Annotated in this window: 9 protein-coding genes and 1 pseudogene; 8 read left to right on the plus strand and 2 right to left on the minus strand. The window is 69.1% G+C overall.

All coding sequences use genetic code 11. The annotated features are described in order from the left end of the window. The 3 genes from H0U68_RS09260 to H0U68_RS09270 form a co-directional block, all read left to right on the plus strand. The coding region (locus H0U68_RS09260) for a zeta toxin family protein (protein WP_296354846.1) at positions 1-952 on the plus strand (952 nt) is incomplete at its 5' end. Between the two features lie 386 nt (positions 953-1,338). Beyond that, on the plus strand, positions 1,339-2,427 hold the full coding sequence (gene apbC / locus H0U68_RS09265; protein ID WP_296354848.1) for an iron-sulfur cluster carrier protein ApbC: 1,089 nt from the start codon (positions 1,339-1,341) through the stop codon (positions 2,425-2,427). A gap of 50 nt (positions 2,428-2,477) precedes the next feature. Beyond that, on the plus strand, positions 2,478-3,431 hold the full coding sequence (locus tag H0U68_RS09270; protein WP_296354851.1) for a 2-dehydropantoate 2-reductase: 954 nt from the start codon (positions 2,478-2,480) through the stop codon (positions 3,429-3,431). 3 nt (positions 3,432-3,434) lie between these two features. Here the strand turns inward: H0U68_RS09270 and H0U68_RS09275 are convergent, their stop codons facing one another. Next, positions 3,435-5,225, minus strand: coding sequence for a feruloyl-CoA synthase (locus H0U68_RS09275; protein WP_296354853.1), 1,791 nt, complete (start codon positions 5,223-5,225; stop codon positions 3,435-3,437). Between the two features lie 54 nt (positions 5,226-5,279). Here H0U68_RS09275 and H0U68_RS09280 point away from each other — a divergent pair, with 54 nt between their 5' ends. Genes H0U68_RS09280 through H0U68_RS09300 form a run of 5 tightly spaced genes read left to right on the plus strand, consistent with a single transcriptional unit; the run spans position 5,280 to position 13,069 of the window. Beyond that, positions 5,280-7,016, plus strand: coding sequence for an NADH-ubiquinone oxidoreductase-F iron-sulfur binding region domain-containing protein (locus H0U68_RS09280; protein WP_296354855.1), 1,737 nt, complete (start codon positions 5,280-5,282; stop codon positions 7,014-7,016). Then, positions 7,003-9,882, plus strand: a complete 2,880-nt coding sequence (fdhF, locus tag H0U68_RS09285; protein ID WP_296354859.1) for a formate dehydrogenase subunit alpha — start codon at positions 7,003-7,005, stop codon at positions 9,880-9,882. Before H0U68_RS09280 ends, fdhF begins: the two co-directional genes overlap by 14 nt. A gap of 16 nt (positions 9,883-9,898) precedes the next feature. Continuing rightward, complete coding sequence (locus H0U68_RS09290; protein WP_296354861.1) at positions 9,899-10,441, plus strand: DUF3305 domain-containing protein; 543 nt, start codon at positions 9,899-9,901, stop codon at positions 10,439-10,441. Beyond that, complete coding sequence (locus tag H0U68_RS09295; protein WP_296354863.1) at positions 10,438-11,073, plus strand: DUF3306 domain-containing protein; 636 nt, start codon at positions 10,438-10,440, stop codon at positions 11,071-11,073. The genes H0U68_RS09290 and H0U68_RS09295 overlap by 4 nt, the downstream gene beginning before the upstream one ends. Beyond that, positions 11,000-13,069, plus strand: coding sequence for a 4Fe-4S binding protein (locus H0U68_RS09300; protein ID WP_296354865.1), 2,070 nt, complete (start codon positions 11,000-11,002; stop codon positions 13,067-13,069). Before H0U68_RS09295 ends, H0U68_RS09300 begins: the two co-directional genes overlap by 74 nt. Here the strand turns inward: H0U68_RS09300 and H0U68_RS09305 are convergent. Continuing rightward, a pseudogene (locus tag H0U68_RS09305) lies at positions 13,066-13,190 on the minus strand (IS630 family transposase); the annotation flags it as partial. The gene H0U68_RS09300 and the pseudogene H0U68_RS09305 overlap by 4 nt on opposite strands.

Below are 13,190 nucleotides of genomic sequence, written 5' to 3' on the forward strand. Positions count from 1 at the left end.
GTCGCGTAGCGACGCAACTACGGCCTGCAAAGCAGGCCAGCGAAATTGGAATCTGACCCCGATTTTTTCCGGCTCCAACCCGATCACCACAGCCACCGCAGAAATCGCCCACGCCGGGCACCGCCTGCCGCGACCACCACCATGGGGGTACGCCGCAGGTGGCGCGGCGACATTTGTTGCGCCCGGCGAGACAATGCGCGCGAGCAACGGAGAAATGCCCATGGACCGGCCCAGGATCATCGTCATCGCCGGCCCGAACGGAGCAGGCAAGACCACCTTTGCGCAGGAGTTTCTACCCAGGGAAGCCGGGTGCCTGGTATTCCTGAACGCCGACCTGATCGCGGCCGGGCTCTCGCCGTTCGACCCGTCGCGTGCCGCAATGCAGGCCGGGCGGCTGATGGTGGCGGCCATCGACCAGCACGTCATACGGCGGGACAGCTTCGCGTTCGAGACGACGCTCTCCGGGCTGGCGTATGCGCGCAAGATTCCGATGTGGCGCGCAGCCGGCTACCGGGTCGACCTGTGGTTCCTGAAGCTGCCTTTGGCCGAGCTTGCGGTGCAGCGGGTGGCCGCGCGCGTGCGCCAGGGCGGCCACGACATTCCGGAGGCGACCATCCGCCGCCGGTTCGCGGCGGGCCAGCGGCTGTTCTCATCGGTGTATCGGCCCCTGGTCGACAGCTGGGCGCTGTACGACAATTCAGGCGCCGAGGCCATCCTGCTGGATTGGAACGGTGAGCACGAACCACCGCCATTGCACATGAAAGAACCTCAGCCAACCTACGGCGCTTTACCGCCCGGTGTCCCCCAGCGGCTGCGGGATGCGTACGAGGCCTTGCGCCGCGCGTCGCAGCGCGCCCACGAGGTGGCGTGGCGCACGGGAACCGAGGTGGTGCTGATGCAGGACGGCAAGATCGTGCACGTCAAGCCGCGACCGCCGCAACCGCCACGTTGACGAGGAGGCCCACGCCACGGTCGCGCCAACATCGTCACTGCAAAGCCGCACGCGGGCGGGCCGCGGCGCGCAGTTGGACAGGGCGCCTGAGGTGATTGGCCGGGTGGCAGGCGCGCAAAGCGCGCTTCGTTGACTGACTCACGGCGGCTGTCTGAACGCAGCGTTTGCTCGCAAACGCGAAGTGAGTTCCGCCGTGCTGCCACCCGGCAAATCACCTCAGGTCTGCCGGCGGCAAAGCCGCCGGACGCCTTGTCCGCGCGACACGGCCCGCCCGCGTGCGGCTTTGCAGCGCGGTCCATGCACACGAAGCAGCTCTGCCATGAAAGGAGCCCCGCCCGCATCCGGGATGCCCCCCACTGGCTACACTCGCCCAAAAGGTTCACCCCATGCCCACCCAAGACCAGCTTCTCGCCGCACTCGCCACCGTCAAAGACCCCAATACCGACACCGACTTTGTCAGCACGAAGGCGCTGAAGAACCTGCGGGTCGAAGGCGCGGACGTGTCTTTCGACGTGGAGCTCGGCTATCCGGCCAAGAGCCAGGTGCCCGAACTGCGCCGCGCGCTGGTCAACGCCGCCAAGGGCGTGGCGGGCGTGGGCAATGTGTCGGTCAACATCGCGACCAAGGTCACGACACATGCCGTGCAACGCGGCGTGCAGCTGATGCCGAATGTCAAGAACATCGTGGCCGTGGCCTCGGGCAAGGGCGGCGTGGGCAAGAGCACCACCGCCGTCAATCTTGCGCTGGCGCTCGCGGCCGAGGGCGCCAAGGTGGGTCTGCTCGACGCCGACATCTACGGCCCCAGCATGCCGATGATGATGGGCATCGATCGGCGGCCCGAGAGCGACGACGGCAAGACCATGGACCCGCTGGAAAACCACGGCGTGCAGGTCATGTCGATCGGCTTCCTCATCAATCCTGACGAGGCCATGATCTGGCGCGGCCCGATGGCCACACAGGCGCTGGAACAGCTGCTGCGCCAGACCAACTGGAGCGACCTCGACTACCTCATCGTCGACCTGCCGCCCGGCACCGGCGACATCCAGCTCACCTTGTCGCAGAAGGTGCCGATGACAGGCGCGGTGATCGTCACCACGCCGCAGGACATCGCGCTGCTGGACGCGCGCAAGGCGGTGGCGATGTTCGACAAGGTCGGCGTGCCCATCATCGGCGTGGTAGAGAACATGGCCGTGCATGTGTGCAGCAACTGCGGCCACACGGAACACATCTTCGGCGAGGGCGGCGGCAAGCGCTACGCCGACGAGCGCGGCATCGACTACCTGGGCGCGCTGCCGCTGGACATCCAGATCCGCGAGCAGGCCGACAGCGGCAAGCCCACCGTGGTGGCCGATCCCGACGGCAGGCTGGCCGGCATCTACAAATCGGTGGCGCGCCAGGTGGCGGTGAAGATCGCCAGCAAGGCAAAAGATTTTTCGTCGAAGTTTCCGTCGATCACGGTGTCGAAGAACACCTGAGGCGTTGCGCGGCCAGTGCACCGCGGCGGATGAACAACAGGGAGCATTGCATGTTGTCGAACGAGCGTATCTACATCCTCGGCGGCGGGGCGGTCGGCATGTCGCTTGCCGTGTTCCTGTCCAACCAGGGCAGGGACGTCACCGTCGTGCGGACCAGCACCGGCGACGTCGACCCGCGGCAAGTCGAGGTCACCATCACCACGGCGGACGGAACCACCCGCACGGCACCGGTCGAGATGGTGTCGCTCGCCAAATTGCGCAGCCTGGACGGCATCGTCGTCGTGACGGCCAAGTCGTATGCGAACGACGCCATCGCGGCGGCGCTGGCCGGCTTGAACGTTTCCGGCCCGGTGGTCATCCTGCAGAACGGCGCCGGCGTCGAGGATGCCTATCTGCGCCTGCCCGCCGCGCGCATCTACCGCTGCTGCATGTACTGCATCAGCCAGAAGGACGCGGGCGACAACGCGTACAGGTTCATCCGCGTCGTCCCGTCGCCGATCGGCGCGATGCGGGGGGACCCGCAGGAACTCGATGCGCTGGTGCGGCAGCTGGACACGGCCGAATTTCCGTTTGCCGTGCACGGCGACATCCGCCGGGAAGTGTGGAAGAAAACCACCGTCAACTCGGTGTTCAATTCGATCTGCCCGCTGCTGGAGGCGGACAACGGCATCTTCGCGCGCGACGAGAATGCGGTGCGCATGGCGCGCGTGGTCATCGACGAATGCCTGGCCGTTGCGCACGCCATGGGCATCGACCTGAACGCGGACGAGGTGCTGCGGCAGATCCTCACCCTCAGCAGCAATGGCGGCGGCAAGCTGATCTCCACCCTGCAGGACATCAACGCTGGCAGGCCGACCGAAATCGAGCAGATGAATCTGGCGATCGCGCGCATCGGGGAGACGCTCGCCCCGCCCGTCCCTGCCAACGTCACCAGGGCGCTCGGCGAGATGGTCCGGATCAAGTCGGCCCTGCGCCGCGCGGCGACGCCAGCGCCGGCAGGCTGACGCTCAGGGCCGAATCACGCGCGCGTCGGCACCCGCGTACAACGCTTCCACGTCCGCCTGCCTGCGCACCAGAACCGCCCGCTGGTTGATGTAGCCCTTGTCGGTGATCTCGCCCGCGTCGGGGCTGGGTGGCTCGTCCTGCAGCAGTGCGCGGGTGGGTGTCTGCGCCGAGCCGGCACCTTCGGCGGCCAGTGCGCGCAAGGCGGCCTGCACGTGCGCGCGCAGTGCTTGGGCAGGCAATGACTTCGCCGGCACGGTCGGGAACACCAGCAGGCCGATGTCCTCGCGGTCATGCCCGGTGACGACCACATCCGCCACGTGCGGCGCCATCGCCGTCACGACCCGGGTGCGCAGCATGCCCACGTTGACCCAGGTGCCCGAAGTCAGCTTGAAGTCCTCGGCCACGCGGCCGTCGAAAGCGACGCCCTGCGCCGGATCGGCCTCATCCACCAGCTTGCCCGCATCGCCGATCAGGTAGAAGCCGTCTTCGTCGAACGCGCTCGCCGTCAGCTCGGGCGCGTTGCGGTACCCCGGGAACACGTTGGGCCCGCGCACCCGCATCTCCAGCTTGCCGCCGTTGGGCACGAACTTCAGCTCCACGCCCGGCAGCGGCAGGCCGATGCAGCCGGCACGCGCGATGGGCCAGTGCACCTCGGTGGCGGCGGGCGAGGTCTCGGTCGAGCCCCAGGCGGAGGTGAACCACAGCGGCCGCGCGCGCACCTTGCACGCCACCGCCTCCAGCCGCTGCCACAGGCTTTGCGGCAGCGCAGCGCCGGCGTAGAACACGCCTTCGAGCCGCTCGAACACGTCGCGCGCCGCGGCATCGTCCTGCTCCAGGAACGGCAGCAGCATGTCGAAGCCGCGCGGCACGTTGAAATAGAAGTTCGGCTTCACCTCGCGCAGGTTGCGCAAGGTCTTCTCCACCAGGCCGGGCGCCGGCCGGCCGTCGTCCACATACAGGCTGCCGCCGTGCGCCAGCACCATGTTGAGGTTGTGGTTCGCGCCGAACGTGTGGCTCCAGGGCAGCCAGTCCAGCAGCACCAGCGGATGGCGGTCCAGGAACGGCCACACCTGCGCCACCTGCTGCTGGTTGGCGCACAGCATGCGGTGCGTGTTGACCACAACCTTCGGCAGGCCGGTGGAGCCGCTGGTCAGCAGGTACTTGGCGTGGTCGTCGGGCCGGATGGCGGCGAACGCCTGCAGCACGGCCGGCGTCTCGTTCGCTTCCAGCAGCAGCGAGAACGGCTGCGAGCGCGGCAGCGATCCGGTGCCGAACACCAGCGGCGCGGTGCCGCTCCACGTGCCCAAGGCAGGGCCGTACACCGCCGCATCCGAGGCATAGACCAGCGCGGGGTCCAGCGCATCGAGAATGCCGTGGATCTTGGCGTAGTCCTTCGTCAGCCGGCAGTACGCGCTGGACACCGTGCAGATGGCGCGGCCGATGTGCATGGTGGCCAGGCCGAGCAGCGCCGCATCGACCGAATTGTCCGAGAGCACCACCACCGGCTTGCCGGGCGGCAGTTGCATGTCGAGCAGGCTTTGCGCGACGCGGCCGGCCGCATTGCGCACCTGCGCGTAGGTCATGCGGCGCCAGCCGCCGGAGGCATCGCGCTCGGCCAGGAACAGCGCGCCGGGCGTGGCGCGCGCCCATTGCTCCAGCCAGTCGCCGATGCAGCGCACGGGCGGCTGCAGGGGGTCGGGATGGCTGAGGATGAAGCCGCCGCCGGGGAGGTCGCGGCGGACGGTGCGGCGCGGTGCCAGCGATGCGGGATCGGCGAACGGGAAGGCGGTCACGGCAGTATGATGCCTGCGATCCCGTGCGCACCCACATGGGATGATCGTTTTTCCATGACCGATTCGCCGCCCTCCGTGCAACTGGCCACACCGGAAACGCTGCGCCAGGACATCCGCCGTGCCGCTCGACTGAAGGGGCGCCGGCCCGACCCGCAGGCTCTGGCCGACGTGCGCGACGCCATCGGCATGCCGCCCGCCGGCGGCCACCGGCGCGACCTGCTGATCGAACACCTGCACACGCTCAACGATACGTGGCGCGGCCTGCATGTGCGCCACCTCACCGCGCTGGCCGCGGAGATGAACGTCCCGATGGCCGAGGTGTACGAAGTCGCGAGCTTCTACCACCACTTCGAGATCCTGCGTGAAGACGAGGCCGCCGCGGCGCTGACGGTGCGCGTGTGCGAGAGCCTGTCCTGCGCCATGGCCGGCGCCAGCGCACTGCTGGAGCGCCTGCCTGCCTTGCTGGGGCCGCAGGTGCGCGTGATCGCCGCGCCGTGCATCGGCCGCTGCGGGCAGGCGCCAGCGGCGCTGGTCGGCCAGGTGGCGGTGCCGGGCGCCACGCCCGAGGCCGTGCGCAACGTGGTGGACGCCGAGCAGCAGCGCCCGCACGGCGACGCCGGCCGCGCGCACGGCCTCACCGAATGCATCGGCTACGACGCCTACCGCGCGCAGGGCGGCTACGCGCTCGCCGCCGCGGTGGTCAACGGCGAGCAGGACGCCGAGGCGGTGCTGCAGGCGATGGACGCGTCCGGCCTGCGCGGCCTGGGCGGGGCAGGCTTTCCGACAGGGCGCAAGTGGCGCATCGTGCGCGAGCAGCCCGCGCCGCGCCTGATGGCCGTCAACATCGACGAAGGCGAGCCCGGCACCTTCAAGGACCGGCACTACCTGGAGCGCGACCCGCACCGCTTCCTGGAAGGCGTGCTGGTGGCCGCGCAGGTGGCGGGCACCGAGGCCGTGTACATCTACCTGCGCGACGAATACCACGACTGCCGCGCGATGCTGCAAGGCGAACTCGCGCGGCTGCAGGCGAATCCGCCGTGCCCGCTGCCGCGCATCGAACTGCGGCGCGGAGCCGGTGCCTACATCTGCGGCGAGGAGTCCGCGATGCTCGAGAGCATCGAAGGCAAGCGCGGCGAACCGCGCATGCGCCCGCCCTACATCGCGCAGGTCGGCCTGTTCGGCCGGCCCACGCTGGAGCACAACCTCGAAACCTTGTACTGGGTGCGCGACCTCGTGGAGCGCGGGCCGGACTGGTTCGCCGGGCAGGGCCGCCATGGGCGCAAAGGCCTGCGCTCGTTCAGCGTGAGCGGCCGGGTGAACAAGCCTGGTCTCAAGCTCGCGCCGGCCGGCATCACCCTGCGCGAACTGGTCGACGAGCACTGCGGCGGCATGCAGGACGGCCACGCGCTGTATGCCTACCTGCCGGGTGGCGCGTCCGGCGGCATCCTGCCGGCGCGCCTGGCCGACGTGCCGCTGGACTTCGACACCTTGCAGCCGCACGGCTGCTTCATCGGCTCGGCGGGGGTCATCGTGCTGAGCAATGCCGACCGCGCGCGCGACGCGGCGCTGAACATGATGCGGTTCTTCGCGCACGAAAGCTGCGGCCAGTGCACGCCCTGCCGCGTGGGCACGGCCAAGGCCGCGGTGCTGATGGAGGCCAGGCAATGGGACAACACCACGCTGGAGGACCTGAACCAGGTGATGGCCGACGCATCCATCTGCGGCCTGGGCCAGGCCGCGCCCAATCCCGTGCGCTGCGTGCAGACCTATTTTTCCCATGAAATCGCCTGACCTGCCGCTCGTCGACTTCACGCTGGACGGCAAAGCCGTCCAGGCCCTGCAGGGGGAGACCATCCTGCAGGCCGCCGACCGCATGGGCGTGGGGATCCCGCGCCTTTGCTACAAGGAAGGCTGGCGGCCCGACGGCAACTGCCGCGCGTGCGTGGTGGAGATCGCGGGCGAGCGCGTGCTGGCGCCGAGCTGCTGCCGCGCCGTGACACCGGGCATGGAGGTGCAGGCGAGCAGCGTGCGCGCGGTGAAGAGCCAGAAGATGGTGATCGAGATGCTGCTGGCGGACATGCCGGAGCGGGGCTACAAGTGGAATGACGCGGAAAATCCCGTTCGGGCTGAGCCTGTCGAAGCCCTCGCGAGCCCTTCGACAAGCTCAGGGCGAACGGGGGTGCCAGCGCCGACGGAAGTCGTCGGCCAGCACGGCGAGCTGAGCCAATGGGCAAGCCGCATGAACGTCGCTCCCCGCCCGGCGCTCACAGCCCTGCGCCGCACCCAACCCGCCCCCGACATCTCCCATCCCGCGATGGCCGTCAACCTCGACGCCTGCATCCAGTGCACGCGCTGCGTGCGTGCCTGCCGCGAGGAGCAGGTCAACGACGTGATCGGCTATGCATTGCGCGGCGCGGACAGCAAGATCGTGTTCGACCTCGACGACGCGATGGGCGCGAGCACCTGCGTGGCCTGCGGCGAATGCGTGCAGGCCTGCCCCACCGGCGCGCTGATGCCCAAGACGATGGTCGGTTCGCAGGCTGTGGACCGCGAGGTCGATTCCGTCTGCCCGTTCTGCGGCGTCGGTTGCCTCATCACCTACAAGGTACGGGATTCCAAAATTGTCGGCGTCGACGGCCGCGACGGCCCCGCCAACCACGGCCGCCTGTGCGTGAAGGGCCGCTTCGGCTTCGACTACGCGCACCACCCGCAGCGCCTCACCGTGCCGCTGGTGCGCAAGACTGGCGTGCCGAAGGACCTCGACGTGCAGCGCGACCCCGCCCGCTGGGCCGAGCTGTTCCGCGAGGCGACGTGGGACGAGGCGCTGGACCTCGCCGCCGGCAGGCTCAAGGCCCTGCGCGACACGCACGGCCCCAAGTCGCTGGCCGGCTTCGGTTCGGCCAAGGGCACGAACGAAGAGGCCTACCTGTTCCAGAAACTGGTGCGCACCGGATTCGGCAGCAACAACGTGGACCATTGCACGCGGCTGTGCCATGCCTCCAGCGTGGCGGCGCTGCTGGAAGGCGTGGGCTCGGGCGCGGTGAGCAACCAGGTCAACGACGTGGAGCATGCCGAGCTGATCCTGGTGATCGGCTCCAACCCCACGTCCAACCACCCGGTGGCCGCCACCTGGATGAAGAACGCGGCCAGGCGCGGCGCGAAGATCGTGCTGGCCGACCCGCGCATCACCGACATCGGCCGCCAGGCCTGGCGCACGCTGCAGTTCAAGCCCGACACCGACGTGGCGCTGCTGAACGCGATGGTGCACACCATCATCGAGGAAGGCTTGGCCGACCAGGACTTCATCGCCAAACGCGCCAGCAACTTCGACGCGCTGCGCGCCGGCGTGCAGGCCTTCAGCCCCGAAGCGATGCAGCATGTCTGCGGCATTCCCGCGCCGCTGATCCGCGAGGTGGCGCGCGCCTTCGCCACGGCGAAGTCCGCCATGATCCTGTGGGGCATGGGCATCAGCCAGCACGTGCACGGCACCGACAACGCGCGCTGCCTGATCGCGCTGTGCACGGTGGCCGGGCAGATCGGCAAGCCGGGCAGCGGCCTGCATCCGCTGCGCGGGCAGAACAACGTGCAGGGCGCGAGCGACGCCGGCCTGATCCCGATGATGCTGCCCAACTACCAGCGCGTGGACGACGCGCAGGCGCATGCGTGGTTCGAGGACTTCTGGGGCACGCCGCTGGATGCGACGCCCGGCTACACGGTGGTCGAGATCATGCACAAGGCGCTCGCGCCCGACAGCGATCCGCACAAGGTGCGCGGCATGTACATCATGGGCGAGAACCCCGCCATGAGCGACCCCGACCTGAACCACGCGCGCGCCGCGCTGGCCGCGCTGGACCACCTGGTGGTGCAGGACATCTTCATGACCGAGACCGCGTGGCTGGCCGACGTGGTGCTGCCCGCCACCGCCTGGCCGGAGAAGACGGGCACCGTCACCAACACCGACCGCATGGTGCAGCTGGGACGCAAGGCCGTCGACGCGCCCGGCGATGCGAAGCCCGACCTGTGGCTGGTCCAGCAGATCGCGCAGCGCATGGGCCTCGCGTGGAACTACGCGGGCGAGGACAACGGCGTCGCCGCCGTCTACGAGGAGATGCGGCAGGCGATGCACACGGCCATTGCCGGCATCTCCTGGGAGCGGCTGCAGCGCGAAGGCAGCGTGACCTATCCGTGCCTGAGCGAGGACGATCCGGGCCAGCCGACCGTGTTCATCGACCGTTTCGCCACCGGCGACGGCCGCGTGCACCTGGTGCCCGCCGGCCTGGTGCATGCCGACGAGCGGCCCGACGCGGAGTTCCCGCTGGTGCTGATCACCGGGCGGCTGCTGGAGCACTGGCACACCGGCAGCATGACGCGCCGCTCGGAGGTGCTGGACGCGATCGAGCCGGTCGCGACCGCGTCGCTGAACGGGCGCGAACTGCAGCGCCTGGGCTTGCAGCCCGGCGCCACCGCCGCCATCCGGTCGCGGCGCGGCGAGGTCCGCTGCGTGCTGCGCCAGGACGACGGCACGCCCGACGGCGCCGTGTTCATGCCGTTCGCGTTCGTCGAGGCGGCGGCCAACCTGCTGACCAATCCGGCGCTGGACCCGTTCGGGAAAATACCCGAATTCAAGTACTGCGCGGTGCGCGTGCAGGCGGCCTGAGGCTTACAGTCGGCGCATGGAGCGCCCGAGCATCGAAGTTGCCGTGGTCATGCGCAAGCGGCGCACGGCCAGCCGCTGGCAGCCCTGGCAATGGGCGCTGGCCGAGGTGCTGCCGCAGGAGCCGTCGTTCGGCGCCGCGCCGCGCCTCTTGCTGAAGAACGACGACGAGGAACGCTGGCTGCATCCCGGCTTCACCGTAGAACTGTTCCGCGACGACGCCGAAGGCTACTACCTCAACGCCACCACGCCCGCGCCCTGCTGGTTCGTGATGTGGCGCATGGAGGAGGTTGCCTTGCTCGCCGAAGAACCGATTCCCCGCCCCGAGATCGTGACCCTCAGCTACCACGACGCCGGCCGCTGGCTGGATGCGCAGGAAACCGTGGAACAGGTGCCGGCGCCGGAGGACATCGTTGCGTGGATGCGCGCGTTTGCCGAGGAGCACTACGTGCCGGAGCCGAAGAAGCGCAAGCGGCCGGAGAGCTTTCGCGGGCTGGAGGACCGGTTCGGGAATCCGGCCAGCGTGTCGACGGGGGGGAAGCGGCGCGGGGGCGGGGAATGAGCGAAGAAGGATTTTTCGGGCGGTGGTCGAAGCGCAAGCTGGAGACGAAGGAGGCGCAGCCGCGGTTTTCCGAACCCGTTCGCCCTGAGCCTGTCGAAGGGCAGCGCGCGCCGGAGACAGGGGCTTCGACAGGCTCAGCCCGAACGGAAATCGAAGCGAAGCCACCTGTCCCCACCCCCGAAGTCGAAGCGAAGCCCCCCGCCCCCACCCTCGCCGACACCCAGGCCCTCACCCCCCAATCCGACTTCCGCCGCTTCGTCACCGCCGATGTCGATCCGCAGGTGAAAAACGCGGCGCTGAAAAAACTGTTCGCCGATCCGCACTTCAACGTCATGGACGGCCTGGACACCTACATCGACGACTATTCCAAGCCGGACCCCTTGCCGGCGGCGATGGCGCGCCAGCTGGCGAGCGCGAAGTTCCTCAAGCTCTTCGACGACGACGAGGATGAGGAAAAAAACACGGCGGGCGCGCAGGGCAGGGAAGTCGCGGATGACCAGCCGCCGCAAAGCGTGGCACAGTCGTCCGCGGCGGCTCCTGCCCCGCCACCGGACACCCATGCCGACCCTGATCTGCGACTGCAACAAGACGATGCCCCTGGACCCGCGGGCCCTGGGGCAAAGCCTGGGTGAGGAGCTCAAGCTCCACTCCACCTTGTGCCGGCGCGAAGCCGGCGCCTTCCAGCAGGCGGTGAAGAGCGGCGCCGACGTGATCGTCGCCTGCACGCAGGAAAAGCGGCTCTTCGCCGAGCTGGCCGAGAACACCGAAGGCGCGGTCTCGCCCATCAAGTTCGTCAACATCCGCGAAATCGGCGGCTGGAGCCGCGATGCGCGCAGCGCCATGCCGAAGATCGCGGCGCTGCTGGCGGCGGCCAAGCTGCCCGAACCGGAGCCGGTCGCCACCGTCACCTACAAGAGCGCCGGGCGCCTGCTGGTCATCGGCGCGCTGGACGATGCCGAGCGCGCCGCCGCGCTGCTGGCCGACACGCTGGACATCACGCTGTTCGCGCAGGGCGGCGCCGGCGCGCAGGAGCGCCGCTACCCGGTGCTGGCAGGGCACATCGACCGCCTGCAGGGCTGGCTGGGCGCCTTCGAACTCGCCTGGACGCAGGACAACCCGATCGACCTGGACCTGTGCACGCGCTGCAATGCCTGCGTTGCGGCCTGCCCGGAAGGCGCGATCGGGCTCGACTACCAGGTCAACCCCGATGCCTGCACGGCGCAGCGCGCCTGCGTGAAAGCCTGCCAGGTGGCGGGTGCCATCGACTTCGCGCGCGCCCCGCAGGCGCACACCGAAGCCTTCGACCTGGTGCTGGACCTGCGCGCCCATCCCGCATTCACCCAGCACGCGCCGCCGCAGGGCTACATCCACGCGCCGGGCGGGTCGCCGTCGCTGCCCGACATCCTCAAGCTGCGCGATCTGGTCGGCGAATTCGAGAAGCCCAAGTTCTTCAGCTACCGCCAGAAGCTGTGCGCCCACAGCCGCAACGAAACCGTGGGCTGCAATGCCTGCATCGAGATCTGTTCGGCCGAAGCCATCAGCTCCGACAAGGAGCGCAAGCAGGTCAAGGTGAACCCCAACCTGTGCGTGGGCTGCGGCGCCTGCACCACGGTGTGCCCGACGGGCGCCATGGGCTATTCCTATCCGCGCGCCAACGAACAGGGCGCGCGCATCAAGGCCATCCTGTCCACCTACCTGCAGGCCGGCGGCGCCGCGCCGGTGCTGCTGCTGCACGGCCAGGAGCGCGGCCAGGCGCTGGTGGAGGACCTGGGCCGCGCGGCGCGCGTCGGCGCGACGCAGGGCGTGCCGGCCAACGTGATCCCGCTGCCGCTGTGGCACGTTGCCAGCACCGGCATCGACCTGTGGCTGAGCGCGGTGGCGTTCGGCGCGTCGCAGGTCGTGGTGCTGGCCACCGGCGAAGAAGCGCCGCAGTACCTGGAAGGCCTGCAGGCGCAGATGCAGGTGGCCGAAGCCATCCTGGAGGGCCTGGGCTACAGCGGCAGGCATTTCAGCCTGTTGCAGTGCCGCAATGCGAACGCGCTGGACCGCGAACTGAAGCTGCTCGCGCCGCACACCGGCGCCGTGCCGCGCATGCCCGGGCGCTTCGCCGTCACGCAGGACAAGCGCGGCACGCTGGAACTCGCGCTGGACCACCTGGTGGAGCAGGCGCGCGTGACGCCCGAGGCCATTGCCTTGCCGGTGGGCGCGCCGTTCGGCGAGGTGCTGGTGGACAAGGAAAAGTGCACCCTGTGCCTCAGCTGCGTGAGCGCCTGCCCGGCCAGCGCGCTGCAGGACAACCCGCTGATGCCGCAGCTGCGCTTCGTCGAGAAGAACTGCGTGCAGTGCGGCCTGTGCGTGACCACCTGCCCGGAAGATGCGATCTCGCTGCGCCCGCGCTTCGTGCCCGGGCCCGGGCGCAAGCAGCCGCGCATCGTCAACGAGATGAAGCCCTACGGCTGCATCCGCTGCGGCAAGCCGTTCGGCACCGTCAAGGCCATCGAGGCGATGCTGGGCCGGCTGGCCGGCCACGCCATGTTCCAGGGCGCCGCGCTCGAGAGGTTGAAGATGTGCGGCGACTGCCGCGTGATCGACATCTATTCCGCCGGCGACGAAGCGAAGATCATCTAGTGTCCTGTCCCGATAATACGTGAGCAAAGTCGATGCAGCTTTTCAAGGATCGAATCGGCGGTCGCAGTCCATTTGAACGGCTGACAGTTTTGGTTGTGAGCGTTGACGAAATGGTCGATGC

The sequence above is a fragment of the Ramlibacter sp. genome, from assembly GCF_013697775.1.
Lineage (GTDB): Bacteria > Pseudomonadota > Gammaproteobacteria > Burkholderiales > Burkholderiaceae_C > Ramlibacter.

What these genes read in the sequence shown, in the direction of transcription:
- apbC (WP_296354848.1), top strand. Translation starts at nt 1,339, where the DNA reads ATGCCCACCCAAGACCAGCTTCTCGCCGCACTCGCCACCGTCAAAGAC.
- H0U68_RS09270 (WP_296354851.1), top strand. Translation starts at nt 2,478, where the DNA reads ATGTTGTCGAACGAGCGTATCTACATCCTCGGCGGCGGGGCGGTCGGC.
- H0U68_RS09280 (WP_296354855.1), top strand. Translation starts at nt 5,280, where the DNA reads ATGACCGATTCGCCGCCCTCCGTGCAACTGGCCACACCGGAAACGCTG.
- fdhF (WP_296354859.1), top strand. Translation starts at nt 7,003, where the DNA reads ATGAAATCGCCTGACCTGCCGCTCGTCGACTTCACGCTGGACGGCAAA.
- H0U68_RS09290 (WP_296354861.1), top strand. Translation starts at nt 9,899, where the DNA reads ATGGAGCGCCCGAGCATCGAAGTTGCCGTGGTCATGCGCAAGCGGCGC.
- H0U68_RS09295 (WP_296354863.1), top strand. Translation starts at nt 10,438, where the DNA reads ATGAGCGAAGAAGGATTTTTCGGGCGGTGGTCGAAGCGCAAGCTGGAG.
- H0U68_RS09300 (WP_296354865.1), top strand. Translation starts at nt 11,000, where the DNA reads ATGCCGACCCTGATCTGCGACTGCAACAAGACGATGCCCCTGGACCCG.